The sequence below is a fragment of the Limnospira sp. PMC 289.06 genome, from assembly GCF_032350395.1.
Classification (GTDB): Bacteria; Cyanobacteriota; Cyanobacteriia; order Cyanobacteriales; family Microcoleaceae; genus Limnospira; species Limnospira platensis.
This window is the reverse complement of the sequence record NZ_JARPLC010000001.1, coordinates 84,322-100,797: the sequence shown is the minus strand read 5'-3', so window position 1 is coordinate 100,797 and position 16,476 is coordinate 84,322. Positions and strand designations below refer to the sequence as shown.

Genomic DNA, 16,476 nt, shown 5'->3' with positions numbered 1-16,476 from the left:
GGGCGGGTTCTGGGGTCAATTACATTGGATACCAGGATATTGGTAAACCCGCCCCCAAACCCGACCGAAACCCAAGACTGTAGGGGCGGGTTCTGGGGTCAATTACATTGGATACCAGGATATTGGTAAACCCGCCCCACCTAACCGGCCCACCTAACCGGCCTACCTAACCGGCCCACCTAACCGGCCCACCTAACCGGCCCACCTAACCGGCCCACCTAACCCGTGCCCTCTTTTTGTAACGGGGAACTAATTATTGATTATTAATTGCCAATTATCCATTATTCCCGAATGGTTGATTAACCAGATAATCCGGTTGTGTATTAAAATCTCAATAGTTGCCCACAAATCACGCTTTATCTAAAGCCGGGATAATTTTATGATCCAAATTCGTCATAGTGGCGATCGCGGCCAAGTACAGTTAGACTGGCTAGATAGTCGCCATACCTTTTCCTTTGGTCAATACTATGATCCCAATCATATTAATTTCGCTACCCTGCGAGTCATTAATGAGGACCATATCCAACCCAGAGGCGGATTTAAAACCCACTCCCATCAAGATATGGAAATCATTACCTATGTGTTATCAGGGACCCTAGAACATAAAGATAGCCTCGGTAATGGTTCGGTAATTCAGCCGGGAGAAGTTCAACGAATGACGGCAGGAACTGGCATTTATCATAGCGAATTTAATGGGTCGGAAAATCAACCAGTTCACCTGTTGCAAATTTGGATTATTCCTAATGAAAAGGGACTCCCCCCTAGTTATGAACAAAAAGCCTTTTCTGAGGCTGAACAGTGGGGAAAACTGCAATTATTGGGGTCTCCTGACGGTCGGAAAGGTTCGGTCACTATTCATCAGGATGTGGAACTATATGGGGCTAAATTAACCACCGAAGAACACCATATCGATTATACCATAAAACCGGGAAGAGTTGCCTGGATTCAAATAGCTAGGGGTTCGGTAATTTTAGGCGATCGCCCTCTCGACCAGGGAGATGGAGTCGCCATAACTCCCCCCGCCGATGAACCCTATATAATCCAATTAACGGGCACATCAGACCCGGCGGAAATCCTGCTATTTGATTTAGCCTTACCCTCAGTTTCTACTAACTAGAATATCATGGAAAAAACACCCAAAATTTTAGCATTTGCTGGCAGTAAACGAGAGGCTTCCTTGCATAAAAAACTGGTCAAAATTGCCGCTGCAGGTGCAAGACAAGCCGGGGCAGAAGTTACTTTTATCGACTTCCAAGATTTGCCCATGCCGCTGTTTGACCAAGACTTACAGGACCGGGAAGGATTACCGGAAACGGTGCTGCAATTTAAGCAATTATTGAAAACTCATGACGGCTTTTTAATTGCCTCTCCTGAATACAATAGTTCAATTACTCCTTTACTGAAAAATGCCATTGATTGGGCTTCCCGTTCGGAACCGGGAGAACCTCCTTTAGCCTTAACCTGTTTTCGGGGAAAAGTAGCTGCTTTAATGGCAACTTCTCCGGGTGGTTTAGGAGGTTTAAGAGGCTTGTTTCATGTGCGGTCTATTTTAGAAAGTATTGGTGTCTTAGTAATTCCCGAACAGAAGACTTTACCCAATGGTTATCAGATTTTTGACACTGATGGCAATCTGAAAGATGAACAACAACAGCAGGATGTGTTAGGATTAGGAGAAAGCCTGACCTCCCTACTGAAAAAATTGCTGTAAATATCCCCTTTAAATGTGGGGTGGGTTGCGTCAGAAATAATTTCCGCCTGTTCGGGTCTGACGCTACCCCGAAGGGATGCCTATCTGGATTTAGTCAAAATGGTAATAAACTCAGATGAGTTTTGAAATAAGCGCTGAACTTCCAAGGGAAAATTAAGGTGATTTTTCAGAGTTACTAATAAATCCAAAAAGTCCCGAGACTCCCACACATGGAAATGAATGCTATAATCCCGTTTAATTAACTTTTTGACAATATCCTGAACCTGATATTTATCAGTTTCTTTAAGCACTAATTCCGCCCATTCTTGATAGTGACTTTCCTTTGATTGGTGGGGGCCTTCCTGATAATCTTTCAATAGATGTGCAAAGGAAGTAATGGGTCGATCGCTATCAAAAGAGTAGCGTTTGTCGGGAACCGCCAGATAGAGAATGCCGCCTTTTTTGATAACCCGGAGTAGATTTTCAATGGTGCTAATCGGGTCTTGACAATGTTCAATAAAATGATTAGCAATGACAAAATCCTGGCTGGCTTCCTCAACAGTTTGGAGATGTTCTCCATTGTCAATAATATCAACCTCAACTAAGGGTTCATCAGCCAACTCAGGATAATGCCGTCTGAGGTCTGCTACCGAGAGGCGATCGACATATTTAATTCTGGCAGTTTCTGGTACAGCCAGAGGGTGATTAAGGGCTCCCACTTCAATGCCATCTCCATGGAGATACTGATTAGCAAAAAATCTACGATACTGATAAAGTAAGGGTTCCGCCTCTATAGTTTCCGTTGACATACTTTCAATAACAACACAGCTAGATGATTCAGTATTTTTCAGGCGATCGCCAAAACACTGTCCTGGATGTGGTGATTGTAGCTGAATTTAGGGTAAGATGGCTAGAGAAATTGGCCATTGAGGAAATAGTAAATAGTGGTAATCGAACCCGGAGAGAGTCCTTGGTCTTTGACCCCAGATAAAACTAAAGCGATCGCACCACCGCCGCACTTTATAATTATCGGAACCCAGAAAGGCGGGACAAATTCTCTGTATCAGTATCTCTGTCAACATCCGCAAATTCTCCCCGCCGCCAGCAAAGAAATTCACTATTTCACCCTCAACTACCATCAACCGGCGCAGTGGTATCAATCCCAATTTCCCCGTCTCAGCCACCCCCAGCAACTAACCGGGGAAGGGTCGCCCTATTATCTATATCATCCCGCAGTTCCCCAGAGACTGCACCAATATTATCCCCAGGTGAAATTAATTGTGCTACTGCGGAACCCCGTAGACCGCGCCATTTCTCACTATTACTGGGAAGTCAAGCTAGGCTGTGAACCCCTATGCTTAGAAAAAGCGATCGCAGCCGAAGCCCAACGCCTGGAAGGGGAACAACAAAAACTCAGCGCCAACGGAACCTATTACAGTTTCAACCATCAACACTATAGTTACCTTGACCGAGGCATCTATGTCCAACAATTACAAAGATGGATGGCAATATTTCCCAGATCCCAATTTCTGATGATCCGCAGCGAAGATCTATACAGCAACCCCGAAACCGTAGTTAACCAAGTATTTAACTTCCTAGACCTTCCCCCTTATCACCAAGGCCACTACAATCGCTACAATGCTGGGAACTATTCCCCAGTTTCCCCGCAGTTGCGCCAACAATTGCAGGCTTACTTCCAGCCCTACAATCTCAAACTACGAGAATTTCTAGGCCAAGATTTAGGTTGGGATAGTCACGATAAGTTAAACCCATCAACTGTACCCCCCCAGGAGGTTAAACCCAAAACCGTGAGCGATACCATGAAAATAGACTATGAAGGCGCTTGGGATGACTACGCCCAAACGTGGGTAAGCACCAACCCCGACTTTAATCATATCGGTGATGAGTGGATTGGTAAAGCCGCAGGAGCGGCCCAATCACGGGCGGAGTATGAGCAAATTATAGAAAATACCTTTATCGCCCCCTATATCCAGAAACACCATAGAGTCCTAGAAATTGGCATTGGCGGCGGAAAAACAGCAGCCCTACTGCTGAAATATTGCGATCGCCTCACCTGTGCTGATATCTCCGAGCAAATGTTACAGGCTACCCGCGATCGCCTGGGAGAAGACAGAGTAAACTATGTCAAACTAGATGGCATTACCCTAGACGGCATTCGGCCAGCCTCCCTGGATGTTTGTTTCTGTTATGACACCATGGTTCACATCGAACCCCGTGATATTTTTAATTATCTAACCCGCATTCCCCCCCTACTAAAAGGCGATCGCCTGTGTATATTCCACCACACCAACACCCTCAGTGACCTCGGTTGGCAGAAATTCCTAGTAGATTGGGATCAGAACCTGCTGGGACGTAGACAAGGAACCGCCTTTTCCATAATGACCGACCAACTGATGGCTAAATTTCTCAACCATATCGGCTACGAAATCTTACACCAAGACAGCACCACCGTACCCCGTGACTGCGTTTGGGTCTGTCGCGCCCCCGTTTCCCCCACAGTCAGCATCACTTCATAGCCCAACTATTCCTTCATTATGCGAGCATTATTCCTACATCCCAACTTTCCCGCCCAATATCGACATATTATCACCGCCCTCGGTGCGGACCCCAACAATCAAATCATCTTCGGGACCAAATACGAACGCCCAGAATGGAAAATTCCCGGAGTTACTAAGGCCCTATTCACCCCCAACCGCGAAAGCGCCCCGGAAACTCACCAATATTTGCGGGGAATAGAAAGTGCTGTAATATATGGTCAAGCCGTGTATCGGATGGCTGAGAAACTCAAATCCATGGGTTTTGTTCCCGATATCGTCTGCGGTCACTCCGGTTGGGGTCCCACCCTCTTCGTCAAAGAGGTTTTTCCCGATACCCCCTTACTGTGTTATTTCGAGTGGTTTTATAACGCTAAAGGTTCTGATGCGGACTTTGACCCCGCCGACCCCCTCACCGTTGATGATATGGCTAGAATTAGGGTAAAAAATTGCCCGATTCTAATTGACCTATACTCCTGTGATTGGGGGATTTCCCCCACCTATTGGCAGCGATCGCAATTTCCCCCGGAACTGCAATCGAAGATTTCCGTCATTCATGACGGCGTAGATACCACCTATTTCAAACCCGACCCAGACGCTAAATTGGTACTACCTAATTTAGACTTGAGTCAAGTTGATGAGATAGTCACCTATGTAGCCCGTGGTATGGAACCTTATAGAGGTTTTCCAGAATTTATCGAAGCCGTGGCGTACATACAGGAAAGAAGACCAAACTGCCATGTGGTAGTTGTCGGATCAGAGCGAGTTTGCTACGGTAAATCCTTACCCAATGGCATGAGTTACAAAGACAAAATGCTGGCTCAGATCCCCCTGGATCTATCCAGGATTCACTTTGTCGGTCCGTTGCCCTATGGACAATACCTGAAAGTGATTCAAGCCTCTGCAGTCCATGTATACTTAACTCGACCCTTTGTATTGTCCTGGTCTATGATAGAAAGCCTTTCCACCGGTTGTCTAGTCATTGGTTCGGACACCCCCCCTATTCGGGAGGTCATTCAAGATGGCTATAACGGCTTACTGGTCGATTTCTTTTCTCCCAAACAAATCGCCGACCGGGTTGATGAGGTATTAGACCACCCCAACCGCATGGCAGATTTGCGAGTCCGAGCCAGGGAAACAGTTATAGAGCGTTATGATCTATCTAAATTGTTGTCAAAACAACTGCAACTGATTGAACAAGTCGCTCAAAAGTCCCGGCCTACCTCTGGGGAACAGATTTCCTCCCAGCCCGTCATTGCATAGGCGATCGAGGTTTCCCTAACCCGAAACTTTGACCCCAAATTATCTAATTTGGCGCAGCCAAGTTGGTGGTCATAAATAACATATAATTCCCATCAAATAGACCTTTGAGCTAGACGAAAAAAGGAGGAGTTCCCGGCAACAAAATCAAATCTGAGCCAAATCTTATCCGATGCTTATAACGCCTTTTTTGGCTGAAACTGGCTGAAATAAGGGGTGGGCAGGAACATAGTAGGGATATATTTCGTCCCAAAGCACAAGAGTACCCAAGATAATCTTTAAGAGTAATGATTACAAGACAATTCTGGAGAAATTGATCCAAGAACCAATCATAATACACCCAAGCAATCCTAACCACACTACAGACATTGTAGACAGAACAGTGGGGAAGGGACTAGACTTGCTGAGGGTAAAAAGGTTAAACTACTGCGGAACAATCTCTGGTGTTTCAGGCAGTGTCTGTAGTCCCAACGGATCAAAAAACATCATTGCGGAGGAGTGAAACAAAATGACATCTGGAAGAGGTCCAACCTTTTTAACTAGCGGACCTGATCAATATAATCAGGACGCACCTTTTGCCCCTAGACCAGACACAATCCTGGGTCTTGGAGGAAACGACACGATTACCACCTCAACCCTGGGGGGTAGTCTGGTTTATGGAGATAGCCTAGTTGGCAGCGACCTTAGTGGAAATGATGTTCTGGTAGCTCGTGGTCAAGGTGATACCCTATTTGGTGGCCCTGGTAATGACTCTCTGTTAGGTCGTGCCCCTGGGGTAGCTTTAGTGGGTGGAGACGGTCGCGATACCATCGTCGCTGAACAACCAGCCACCCTGTATGGGGGAGCCGGAAGAGACTTGCTAGTTGCAGTCTCTGGCGGCAACCTCATGTTTGGGAATCAGGATGAGGACACGATATTAGGTGGTTTACAGGGTAATGACACCATCTACGGGGGTAAAGGAGATGACCTAATCGGTTTCTACAGCGCCTCTGGTCAGAGCAATGTTGGTCTAGTGGTTCCCCCTGCCGTTGGTGGTGCTAACCAAGGTAACAACTGGGTTAACGGCAACATTGGCAATGACACGATTGTTGGGATCAACACCGGAGATAGTCTCTATGGTGGTCAAGATAATGACTCCATTGTGGGAGTTGGCAGCCTATCCTACCTTTCTGGGGATGAAGGTAACGACACCCTAAGAATCCAAAACCCCACTGGCTCTATTAGCCCCTTTGATCCTCAGACCGCCTTGGTTGGTGTTACCCAAGTAACCATGATGGGTGGTGCTGGTGATGACTCAATTATAGGTCCCATCGGCAGATTCGGAGAAGGCCAGAACTTCCTAGATGGTGGTGCTGGTAACGATACGATTATGAGTTTTGCCGCTGAGGATACCCTATTGGGCGGCGAGGGAGATGACTTCCTATCCACTAACACTTCAGCGCAACTAACCACCCAGGGTATTAATAGTTCCCTATCAGGTTTTGCGGGAGGTAGCGTCCTTGATGGTGGTCCTGGTAACGATACCTTGGTATCTGTATTTGCGAGTGACTCACTATTTGGTGGTGATGGCAATGATAGCCTGCTGGGGCGACGCTTCAGTATCATGGACGGTGGCGATGGCAACAACACCCTGAACGGTGGCGAGTGGTTGCGTACCGGTACTACTCCCCTAGAGGTTAGCCTGTTTGGTGGTGCTGGTAATGACTTAATTATCGGCGCACAAGGTAGTATCACTAACGTTATCGCTGGTGGGGCTGGTGACGATACTATTGTGTTCGGAACCACCAATGACATCTTGTTATCTGACACTGCCAATACGCTGGGTAATGACAGTATCACTGCAGCTAATGTTGAATTCTTCAATGAAGGTAATGTTGGCGTCAGCATTACCAACCTTCAGGGTAACAATACCGTTGAGGGTAGTGAGCGCAATGACCTGCTCGTAACCGGATCAGGTAATGACCTCCTCTTAGGTGGTAATGGCGATGATACTCTCCTCGGTGGCGCTGGTAATGACTTCCTCTTCGGTGGTAGCGGTAATGATTTACTTGATGGTGGACCTGGAGATGATACCCTCGAAGGTGGCTTCGGTGTTAACACCTTAGTTGGTGGTGAGGGTGACAACCAGTTCTTCTATCGCTTCAGTGAAGCGGTGAAAACCACTACTAGTGCGGACTTTATTACTGACTTTAATCAGGGTGGTAATGACCGACTGGTGTTTGTCAGAGACGCTAGTGTTGGTGGCTTTGGCTTTGCTCTGGTTCCGGGAATCAGCAACAGTGAACTTGGACCGAACCAGTTTATTTACTTGCCAACTGGCCTGTATCGCGATGCGGATGCCAACATTAATACTCCAGTGCTAATTTATGAACAAGCATCTGGTGTACTGAGGTACGATGAAAACGGCAGTCAACCAGAAGGAGTATTTCCTGTTGCTCAGTTCGGTCAACTGCCGGATGGAAACTTCCCACGTATCAGCGCCAGTGACATTCTGATTATTTAGTGACATAGGGGTTAAGGAGCGATAGGCGATTGGGGTTGGCGTAAGCTACCAAAAGCGATCGCTTCTATCCCTGAAAAATGCCAGACCTCAATCTTGTCAATTTTCCCCCGAATAGGGGGAATTTTATTTTGATTTAAGAATTACTTGGTCATTGGTGAGCTACAATCCGGGAATGCTTAATCTAACTTACGAGTGTAAATTATGGCATGACCTATAGCCTCAGAATTGCGGATATCCCTACCAGTGAGAGACCCCGTGAAAGATTAATGGCTTTCGGACCCCAAAGCCTCTCTACAGCAGAATTAATAGCGATTTTGTTGGGAACAGGTCAGGGAGCCGGGAAACTCTCGTCGGTTGGTCTGGGACAATACATATTAAAGGAACTCAGCCAGTGTGAGGAAGATCCCCTTTCGGTGATGCGAAATGTGGGGGTTGGGGAACTTACTAAAATTCACGGAGTTGGTCCGGCTAAGGCTACTACTATCATAGCTGCGATCGAATTGGGAAAGCGAGTCTTTCTATCTAAACCCCCGGAATTGACGGTCATTGACAGCCCCCAAGCGGCTGCTAATGCTCTCAGCCATAATTTGATGTGGCAGACACAAGAAAGATTTGCTATCTTGTTAATGGATGTGAAAAACCGCCTATTGGGAACTAAGCTGTTGACCATAGGAACGGCTACGGAAACGCTGGCTCATCCCCGTGAAATTTTCCGGGAGGTACTCAAACACAATGCCACCCGTCTGATTATTGCTCATAATCACCCATCAGGAAATGTTGAACCTAGTCATCAAGATATCGAGCTGACCCGCCAACTTCTCGAAGGGGGTCAATTCTTGTCTTTACCTATCCTTGACCACCTGATATTAGGTAACGGAGATTATGGGAGTATTCGCCAAATGACAAAATTATGGGAAGAATACCCCCAAGGAGAATAGGGAATTATTTGTCGGAAATGGGGACTGATTCATTGATCAGTAAACCGACGGGGAAATACTGGAGAATTTGACTTACTAGAATGTTGGGACTCGCGGCTATGTCATGATTGACGATCGCCTCATACCAATTAGACCCATTACCTTCTGGAACAATTATAGCGGTATCTCCCCAAATATCACCTAGGGGAAATTGAGGGGGTTCTATAATATCAGTCAAAAACCTGGGGATAATGGCGATCGCTGTATGTTTACCATAACTGCGCGCCACAGCCATAATGCGATCGCAATACTTACCAGTTACGGCTACAGGTTGATAGTCTCCCTGTTGGAATATATCGAGATATTCCTGTCTCGCTTGTAAAACCCGCGCAATTAAAAACAACTTCAGACGGCCATCTTCCCAAGTCGCCATTAAATCATCAATTAAATTCTGCATTCCCGTGCGCGATCGTCGCTTAATTTCCTGTACATAGGACAGGCGACCATCAAAATCTACCGGACGGCGATTATCTGGGTCAACTAAGCTAAAATCCCATAATTCCGTCCCCTGATAAATATCCGGTAGTCCAGGACTGATCAACTTGAGTAAAGTCTGAGACAGGGAATTAAACATCCCATAAAAAGCCACTTTTTCTTGAAAGGGTCGGAACTCCTGCCAAAATTTATTATCCTCCGAGAAATCCAGGATTTTCTCGACAAAATTCACAAAGCCATTTTCATAATCAGTATCTGGTCGTAACCAAGCCGTATGTACTTTGGCTTCCCGGACTGCTTTCACGACATAATCTTTAATGCGTTGCACATACTCAGGATATTCTTCTTCTAGGAAGGGGAAAGAACCCACCAAAGTCTGATAAAGGAAATATTCATCATTGCGATCGGGAATTATCTTGCTATCAATTTGGGTTTTATGAACACGGTTCAACTGTGACCAAACCTTTACCCTTTCTTCCCACTGATCAGGTAATTCCGAAATCACATTTAAACGCGATCGGACATCTTCCCCTCGCTTGGTGTCATGGGTAGCCGTGGCATTCATCGCATGGGGCCAACTGTTCAGACGTTCTTGGTTAAACTCATGGAATTTCTCCACAGAAATACCAAAATGACTAGGGGAACCTCCCACCTCATTTAATGCCAAAAATCGGTAATAAACATAAAACAGAGTATCTTCAATTCCCTTAGCGGTTAACGGACCAGAAAACTGCTGCAATTTCATCACAAAACGCAGCCACAACTGTTGATTTTCCTCACTCAAAAACTCATCATAATCAAGAAACAGGAACTTTTCCATCAAATTAAGTTCATTCAACAGTTCCGGCAATTTAACCTTAGCTTCCCGAATCGCCTGTTGCACATAGGCGCGGTCATCCTCTCCCACACCTTCCTGATTAATATAAGTCCGATAGACCGGAAACCTCACCAAAAACTCCATAATCGCAGTTTTTAGACCTGCTAAAGTGAAATCTCGTCCGTAGCGATAATCACCACAAACCCGCTTGAGTAACTGGGCTAAATTATCAGCATCTCCCGCCAAATTCTTATCAGCAATTAGCCGTTTTTTCGCTACCAATAAATCATTATAAGTTCGGGTAAGTCCGGTCATTTCCGCATAGATTTGATTAAACCTTTCCTCATTTTTACTCTGGCAAAATAAACCATTGACATAATTCAAAAACTCATAACCGCTGGTTCCCTGAATCGGCCAGTTAGCGGGCAATTTTTCCTCTAATTCGAGGATTTTTTCAACCACAATATAAATCTCTCCGGTTTTTTCCCGCAGCCAGCGCAGATATTGAACTGGGTTATAAAGTCCATCAATATGGTCAATTCTTAATCCGGTAAATTTACCCGACTTGACCAACTCACCAATTAAATCATGGGTGCGTTGAAAAACCTTATAATCTTCCACGCGAACACAAATCAATTCATTAACGGTAAAAAAGCGCCGATAGTTTAATTCTTCTGCGCCGACCTTCCAGAAGGACAGGCGGAAAAATTGATCAGATAACAGGTTATCCAAGAGATTAAAACTCTCGCTTTTCCCGGTATCCCCATTAAAGAAATCGATATTTTCATCAATGAATTTCTGAATCTCTGGATTTTCTTGATAAATTTCCCACAGCAGTTTTTTGACAAATTCCGCCTGGTCTCGTCGCTGCTGGCTAGAGGTTTCGGAGGGAATATTTTTGAGGATATACAGAACCCCTAATAACTTAATTACGTCAGGGTGACGGTTTCCTAGGGTTTGGGAAAGGGTGTTAATTTTATAGCTGATGAGGGTAGCATAGGATTCAATTCTGAGGGGGAATTTGAGATTGTAGTAATTGACACTTAACCCAGATTCATTATAGGAAAGTTTTAACTGTCCGTTTTCTAAACAGTTGCCATAAAAGTCTCCTAATAATGGCGCTAGGACTCGTCCTTTAATGTTTTCATAAGCCTGATCCCAATCAATTTCAAAATAATCAAAATATTCGGAATCTGGACCATGTTCTAACACATCCATCAATAGCTTATTTTCGCTATCATAGGCCATGTGGTTAGGGACGATATCTTGCACCCACCCCATGTCGCGTTCTTGGATTTCTTCGATGAGTTCATCAAAGGTTTCTGGGGAACCTAATTCGGGGTTAATTTGGTTGGGGTCAACGACATCATAACCATGGGTACTACCACTTCTGGCTTTAAAAATTGGGGAAGCATAGATATCGGAAATGCCTAATTCTTGCAGGTAAGGGAGAATTTTTTGGGCATCTTCAAAATCAAAATCAGGGTTAAATTGGATTCTGTAGGTAGCAACAGGAATACGCATAATTGATGTCGAGGGAAGTAGTAGTTGGGTGAATGGATGTTTAACAGATGTTTAACAGTTGTAGAGGATACAACTTTCGGGGTTTAGGGTGATTTCCTGGGAATTGTTAATGGTATCAGGAAGATGAGAACCTGGACCCATCCATATAGAATCAGAGGAATCTAACTTTTTGCGCCAAGTTTGACCGGAATTCTGGAAATGGTAGGTGACTGGTTGTTTATTAAAGTTCAATATACACAGAATTTGGGAGTTATCAGTCCACCGATGATAGGATACAAGTTTTTGGGATTCGTCGCTGGTGATTTTTTGGTTTTGGCGATCGCCTTTTTTAATAGCCGGAATCTCATGGCGTAGGCTAATCAGTTGTTTATAGAAACCTAAGAGGGTTTGATGGTGTCCCTGGCTGCGTTTTTCCCAATCAAGAATAGATTGCTTAAAGGTCTCAATACTTTGGGCATCTGGGGGTTCTCCGACGGCGTGAAACTCCTCAAATTCGGATTTTCTCCCCTGGCGAACCGCCTCGATTAAATCGGGGTCACTGTGGCTGATAAAATACATAAATGGGGCAGTTTCTCCGTACTCTTCCCCCATAAATAGCATGGGAATATAGGGAGATAATAAGACGGTGGCGGCGGCTAATTTTAGGGCTGACAAGGAGGCGAGTTGAGATAACCTTTCTCCTAACATACGGTTGCCAATTTGGTCATGATTTTGACAGCATACCACAAATTGAGAGGGAGGGCGATCGCCTGCATAACTACCATGATAGCGATCGCGATTAGGGGAATAATCCCAGGAGTAGACAAAACTCTCAGATAGGGCTTTAGCCAAATCTGCACCTTTGCCAAAATCCTTATAATACCCGGTCAAATCTCCAGTAATTAAAGTTCTCAAAGCATGGTGAAAATCATCACTCCATTGGGCATCAATCCCATAACCTCCCAGGTTTTTGGGGTTAATAATTCTCACGTCATTTAAATCACTTTCAGCGATTAGGTAAAACTGGCGACCCTGTGCCTCAGATAGTGCAGCTACCTCGTCTGCCATTTCCTCTAAAATATGTTTAGCGCCCAAGTCATAAATAGCATGAATTGCATCTAATCGCAGTGCATCAATATGATAATCACGGAACCAATAGAGAACATTCTCTACCACGAAATTCCGCACCCCCGGACTACCAGCATCATCATAGTTAATGGCACTTCCCCAGGGTGTTTGATATTTAGAAGTAAAATAAGGTCCGAAATCACGGGTATAATTCCCCTCCGGTCCGAAGTGGTTATATACCACATCCAACACTACTGCCATTCCCTGTTGATGACAGGCATTAACGAGGGCTTTTAATCCTTCTGGTCCCCCATAGGAAGCCTGAACAGCGTAGGGATAAACGCCATCATAACCCCAGTTGCGACTACCAGGAAACTGGGAAACAGGCATTAATTCAATGGCGGTAATGCCTAAGTCTAATAATTCTCCCAGACGGGGAATAATAGCCTCAAAAGTACCCTCTGGGGTAAAAGTGCCAACGTGCAATTCATAGATAATTAAATCTGCCAGTGGGACTCCTGACCAGTTGCCATCTTGCCAATTAAAGGCATCATGATTAACGACCTGAGAGGGTCCGTGTACATCTTCTGGTTGATACTGAGAGGCGGGGTCAGGTCTAATGGTATCGGGATCAAGTTGGTAACGATAGCGAGTCCCTGGTGATACATCAGAAACGGTCACGCGCCAGTATCCCTCAGAGTCCTTAGTCATGGGAACTAGCCGGGGTGATGGGGTCTCGATTTGCAGATTGACAGTTTCTCGAATGGGAGACCAGACGACAAATTCACAGCGATCGCCTCCCAGATAGTTGGCACCAATTTTCATAGTCTGACCTCGCAGTTTAGGTTAACAGTTTAGGTTTCCTACTCGGGGATTTTTACCTGTACCGATACCTCGATAGGTTTAGTATTTTCTGAGGGTAGTTGTGGGGGGATAGACTGAGCAGCAGAGTGACCAAATTTGAACTTATCAGCCAAGGTATCTCTCTGATTGACCAGATAGATGCTCACCAAGGTTAATCCCACGCCCATTGATTGTAAAGGAGTCAGTACCTCTCCTAAAAACAGATTACCAAACAGTAGGGCAAAAATAGGGGTTAGGAAAGTGAGAGAACTGAGGCTAGTTAGGGAACCACTCGAAGCGAAATAAAAGAATAACCCATAAGCGATCGCACTGCCAAAAATAGTCGAATAAGCGATCGCCATCCAACCGCCGCCATCAATATTAACCCATTGGTCAGCCTCCCAGCCGCCGGACAACAGAAATAGAGGCAAACCGCCAATAATCATGTGCCAACCCGTCCCCACCACCGGGTCACAGTGGCGACATACTCCGCGCACCAAAACCGTCCCCACCGCCATAGACAAAGCCGCCAATAGCATCAACCATTCGCCACTCTCAAATAGTTGTACAGTCACAATTTCTTCTGCAGGTAGCAAGTTCAACCACCCCAAAATCAACTGATCCGGTAAACCAATAGCACTAATACCAATCACCCCAATTACCAACCCCAACCATCCCCAAAACCGGATGCTTTCATTAAACAGCCACAGACAGAGAATTGCTACCGCCAGAGGTTGGGTGTCAATCATCACCGACCCCAAACCCGCATTAGTTCTCACCAGTCCTTCAGCCAGGAAACCCTGAAACAAAGCCCCATCCACCACAGCAAATAGGCCAATCCATAGCCAGGCTTTCCAGGTTTTAGGTTGAGGTCTTCCTTGGATGAAGCAAAATAATAGAACCAACACCCCCGCCGGAACCAATCTCATCCCCGCCATAAATAACGGTGTAGTGTGGGGAATTACCCCTTTCATGGCTACCATTGCCGTACCCCATAGGAAAAATGGCGCGATCAGCAATAATGGTTTGAAGGGTAAATCCGTGTTGGTCTGCTTTGTTAGCATTGGCAAGTTTTCTCCCAGGAATCTTTTAATATAGACTCACTCCATCGTGTTGAGGGTGAGTTGTGCTATTTATAGCAGTAGACGCAACGTGAAACCTAGATTTTGGCCTTTTTATGTCCGGTGTTCCTGATTCCCTGTCCCCTGCTATATGTAGTTTCGTTAAGTTACCGTTCCCATCATAGGGGTTAACTGCCAAAAAGTCTAGGCAGGGCGGATCACATCGGCTAATATAGCCCCCCGTAGGATTATACTTAAATCAGGTAGCTGTACTCCTCGATATATACTAGGTGTTTAGCCTTAGCCAATTTTGGCTGTTTGGTGGTCTCGGCCATACCCGTCCCATTTGATTAAGCCCCAAAAGTTCATGATTTGGCCATTTAAGTCTCGTTTTCGTAAACAAATTGCTCGCATCGAAATTAGTGGTGCTATTGCTGGTGATACCCGCAAGCGGGTTTTAGAGGCACTGAAAACCGTTGAAGAACGGAAATTTCCCGCCCTCCTGCTGAGGATTGATAGTCCTGGCGGCACCGTTGGCGACTCCCAGGAAATTTATAGCGCCCTTAAATCTTTAAGAAAAAAAGTCAAAATTGTTGCCAGTTTTGGCAATATTTCTGCCTCTGGTGGTGTCTATATTGGCATGGGGGCTGAACATATTATGGCTAATCCTGGCACTATTACAGGCAGTATTGGTGTAATTCTGCGCGGAAATAACTTAGAAAGACTACTGGAAAAAGTTGGCGTTTCTTTTAAGGTAATAAAATCAGGACCTTATAAGGATATTTTAGCTTTTGACCGGGAATTAACGGAACCGGAACAGCAAATTCTTCAAGAATTGATTGATACGAGTTATCAACAGTTTGTCAGCACTGTGGCTGAGTCTCGAAATTTGGAAATTGAGGCGGTGCGCTCTTTTGCTGATGGGCGCATTTTTACGGGAGAACAAGCCCTACAGTTGGGGGTGATCGATCGCTTGGGAAGTGAAGAAGATGCCCGTCGGTGGACAGCGGAAATGGTGAATCTTGACCCCGATAAAACTGAATGCTGTACCCTAGAGAAGCCGAAATCTTTATTAAATCGGGTTCTCAGTAATAATCTGGCGGCGACTAACAGTATCTCAGATGCCCGAAATTGGGTAGAATTTGAGTTGGGAACCAGTGGTTTACCCCTGTGGCTGTATCGACCTTAAACATTCCCACGCAGGCGGTTAAACAATCACAGGCGAGGTGGTGTTTGACCACCTGTTAACCTATACTACTAAGCATCATAGGAGGATTTGGCGTGGAGTGGCAAGTTCGAGCGATTCGTGGCGCAACTACGGTTAGGGAAAATTCCATTGACGCAATTCGCGAAGCGGTGACAGAGCTACTGGATGAATTGGAAACTCGCAACCAGTTAGATCCAGAACAGATTATCAGTACGACTTTTTCTGTGACTCGCGATTTGGATGCGGTTTTTCCGGCGGCGATCGCCAGAGAACGTCCCCACTGGCAAAATGTTCCCCTGTTAGATGTCCAGCAAATGTATGTCAAGGGTAGCCTAGAACGCTGTATTCGCTTTCTCGTTCATGTCAATTTTCCCAGTCACAAAACTCAAGTACATCATCCCTATTTACGAGGTGCAAAAAACCTCCGCCCTGACTGGAGTTTAACATCCTTAAATCATTGATCAAATCATCCCCCAGACCGGGGGAAATGGTGCGTCAGTTGTTCATCACCGGCTTTTCATGGCGATTTCGGGGGTCTGACGCACCCTACCATACAGACC

The 16,476-nt window shown here is 45.5% G+C and carries 13 protein-coding genes; 9 read left to right on the top strand and 4 right to left on the bottom strand.

Translation table 11 applies throughout. From position 1 onward, the window contains the following. Positions 1 to 379 precede the first annotated feature (379 nt). Together P5674_RS00440 and P5674_RS00435 are read left to right on the top strand one after the other, a co-directional pair. Positions 380 to 1,117 (top strand): pirin family protein, encoded by a 738-nt coding sequence (locus P5674_RS00440; RefSeq protein WP_014273983.1) that lies wholly within the window; start codon positions 380 to 382, stop codon positions 1,115 to 1,117. A 6-nt stretch (positions 1,118 to 1,123) separates the two neighbouring features. Further along, the gene (locus P5674_RS00435; RefSeq protein ID WP_014273982.1) at positions 1,124 to 1,708 is read left to right on the top strand and encodes an NADPH-dependent FMN reductase; all 585 of its coding nucleotides are present in this window, start codon (positions 1,124 to 1,126) and stop codon (positions 1,706 to 1,708) included. A gap of 80 nt (positions 1,709 to 1,788) precedes the next feature. Here P5674_RS00435 and P5674_RS00430 read toward each other — a convergent pair whose 3' ends face one another. Next, positions 1,789 to 2,496 (bottom strand): methyltransferase domain-containing protein, encoded by a 708-nt coding sequence (locus tag P5674_RS00430; RefSeq protein WP_014273981.1) that lies wholly within the window; start codon positions 2,494 to 2,496, stop codon positions 1,789 to 1,791. A gap of 23 nt (positions 2,497 to 2,519) precedes the next feature. Between P5674_RS00430 and P5674_RS00425 the strand changes: the two genes are divergently transcribed. The 5 genes from P5674_RS00425 (at position 2,520) to radC (ending at position 8,943) form a co-directional block, all read left to right on the top strand. After that, positions 2,520 to 2,678, top strand: a complete 159-nt coding sequence (locus tag P5674_RS00425) for a hypothetical protein (protein ID WP_014273980.1) — start codon at positions 2,520 to 2,522, stop codon at positions 2,676 to 2,678. Then, on the top strand, positions 2,638 to 4,224 hold the full coding sequence (locus P5674_RS00420; RefSeq protein ID WP_172973446.1) for a sulfotransferase domain-containing protein: 1,587 nt from the start codon (positions 2,638 to 2,640) through the stop codon (positions 4,222 to 4,224). The genes P5674_RS00425 and P5674_RS00420 overlap by 41 nt, the downstream gene beginning before the upstream one ends. A gap of 18 nt (positions 4,225 to 4,242) precedes the next feature. Continuing rightward, entirely contained in the window at positions 4,243 to 5,505 is a 1,263-nt protein-coding gene (locus P5674_RS00415) for a glycosyltransferase family 4 protein (RefSeq protein ID WP_006618228.1), read from the top strand. 505 nt (positions 5,506 to 6,010) lie between these two features. Further along, on the top strand, positions 6,011 to 8,005 hold the full coding sequence (locus tag P5674_RS00410; RefSeq protein WP_006618229.1) for a calcium-binding protein: 1,995 nt from the start codon (positions 6,011 to 6,013) through the stop codon (positions 8,003 to 8,005). Positions 8,006 to 8,211: 206 nt separating this feature from the next. Then, positions 8,212 to 8,943 carry a RadC family protein gene (gene radC / locus P5674_RS00405; RefSeq protein WP_006618230.1) on the top strand — a complete coding sequence of 244 codons (732 nt, stop codon included), beginning with the start codon at positions 8,212 to 8,214 and terminating at the stop codon, positions 8,941 to 8,943. A 4-nt stretch (positions 8,944 to 8,947) separates the two neighbouring features. On the opposite strand, the gene treY is transcribed toward radC, so the two are convergent. Genes treY through P5674_RS00390 form a run of 3 tightly spaced genes read right to left on the bottom strand, consistent with a single transcriptional unit; the run spans position 8,948 to position 14,712 of the window. Beyond that, positions 8,948 to 11,758, bottom strand: a complete 2,811-nt coding sequence (treY, locus tag P5674_RS00400; protein ID WP_014273978.1) for a malto-oligosyltrehalose synthase — start codon at positions 11,756 to 11,758, stop codon at positions 8,948 to 8,950. A 51-nt stretch (positions 11,759 to 11,809) separates the two neighbouring features. Next, complete coding sequence (treZ, locus tag P5674_RS00395) at positions 11,810 to 13,630, bottom strand: malto-oligosyltrehalose trehalohydrolase (RefSeq protein ID WP_315669707.1); 1,821 nt, start codon at positions 13,628 to 13,630, stop codon at positions 11,810 to 11,812. A gap of 38 nt (positions 13,631 to 13,668) precedes the next feature. Next, a complete protein-coding gene (locus tag P5674_RS00390; RefSeq protein ID WP_006618233.1) occupies positions 13,669 to 14,712 on the bottom strand; it encodes a DMT family transporter in 1,044 nt (347 codons plus the stop codon). 364 nt (positions 14,713 to 15,076) lie between these two features. On the opposite strand from P5674_RS00390, the gene sppA reads away from it, so the two are divergent. Further along, on the top strand, positions 15,077 to 15,898 hold the full coding sequence (gene sppA, locus P5674_RS00385; protein ID WP_006618234.1) for a signal peptide peptidase SppA: 822 nt from the start codon (positions 15,077 to 15,079) through the stop codon (positions 15,896 to 15,898). 92 nt (positions 15,899 to 15,990) lie between these two features. Beyond that, entirely contained in the window at positions 15,991 to 16,377 is a 387-nt protein-coding gene (gene aroH / locus P5674_RS00380) for a chorismate mutase (RefSeq protein ID WP_006618235.1), read from the top strand. The last annotated feature ends 99 nt before the right edge of the window (positions 16,378 to 16,476 follow it).

What these genes read in the sequence shown, in the direction of transcription:
- P5674_RS00440 (WP_014273983.1), top strand. Translation starts at nt 380, where the DNA reads ATGATCCAAATTCGTCATAGTGGCGATCGCGGCCAAGTACAGTTAGAC.
- P5674_RS00435 (WP_014273982.1), top strand. Translation starts at nt 1,124, where the DNA reads ATGGAAAAAACACCCAAAATTTTAGCATTTGCTGGCAGTAAACGAGAG.
- P5674_RS00430 (WP_014273981.1), bottom strand. Translation starts at nt 2,496, where the DNA reads ATGTCAACGGAAACTATAGAGGCGGAACCCTTACTTTATCAGTATCGT.
- P5674_RS00425 (WP_014273980.1), top strand. Translation starts at nt 2,520, where the DNA reads ATGATTCAGTATTTTTCAGGCGATCGCCAAAACACTGTCCTGGATGTG.
- P5674_RS00415 (WP_006618228.1), top strand. Translation starts at nt 4,243, where the DNA reads ATGCGAGCATTATTCCTACATCCCAACTTTCCCGCCCAATATCGACAT.
- P5674_RS00410 (WP_006618229.1), top strand. Translation starts at nt 6,011, where the DNA reads ATGACATCTGGAAGAGGTCCAACCTTTTTAACTAGCGGACCTGATCAA.
- radC (WP_006618230.1), top strand. Translation starts at nt 8,212, where the DNA reads ATGACCTATAGCCTCAGAATTGCGGATATCCCTACCAGTGAGAGACCC.
- treY (WP_014273978.1), bottom strand. Translation starts at nt 11,758, where the DNA reads ATGCGTATTCCTGTTGCTACCTACAGAATCCAATTTAACCCTGATTTT.
- treZ (WP_315669707.1), bottom strand. Translation starts at nt 13,630, where the DNA reads ATGAAAATTGGTGCCAACTATCTGGGAGGCGATCGCTGTGAATTTGTC.
- P5674_RS00390 (WP_006618233.1), bottom strand. Translation starts at nt 14,712, where the DNA reads ATGCTAACAAAGCAGACCAACACGGATTTACCCTTCAAACCATTATTG.
- sppA (WP_006618234.1), top strand. Translation starts at nt 15,077, where the DNA reads ATGATTTGGCCATTTAAGTCTCGTTTTCGTAAACAAATTGCTCGCATC.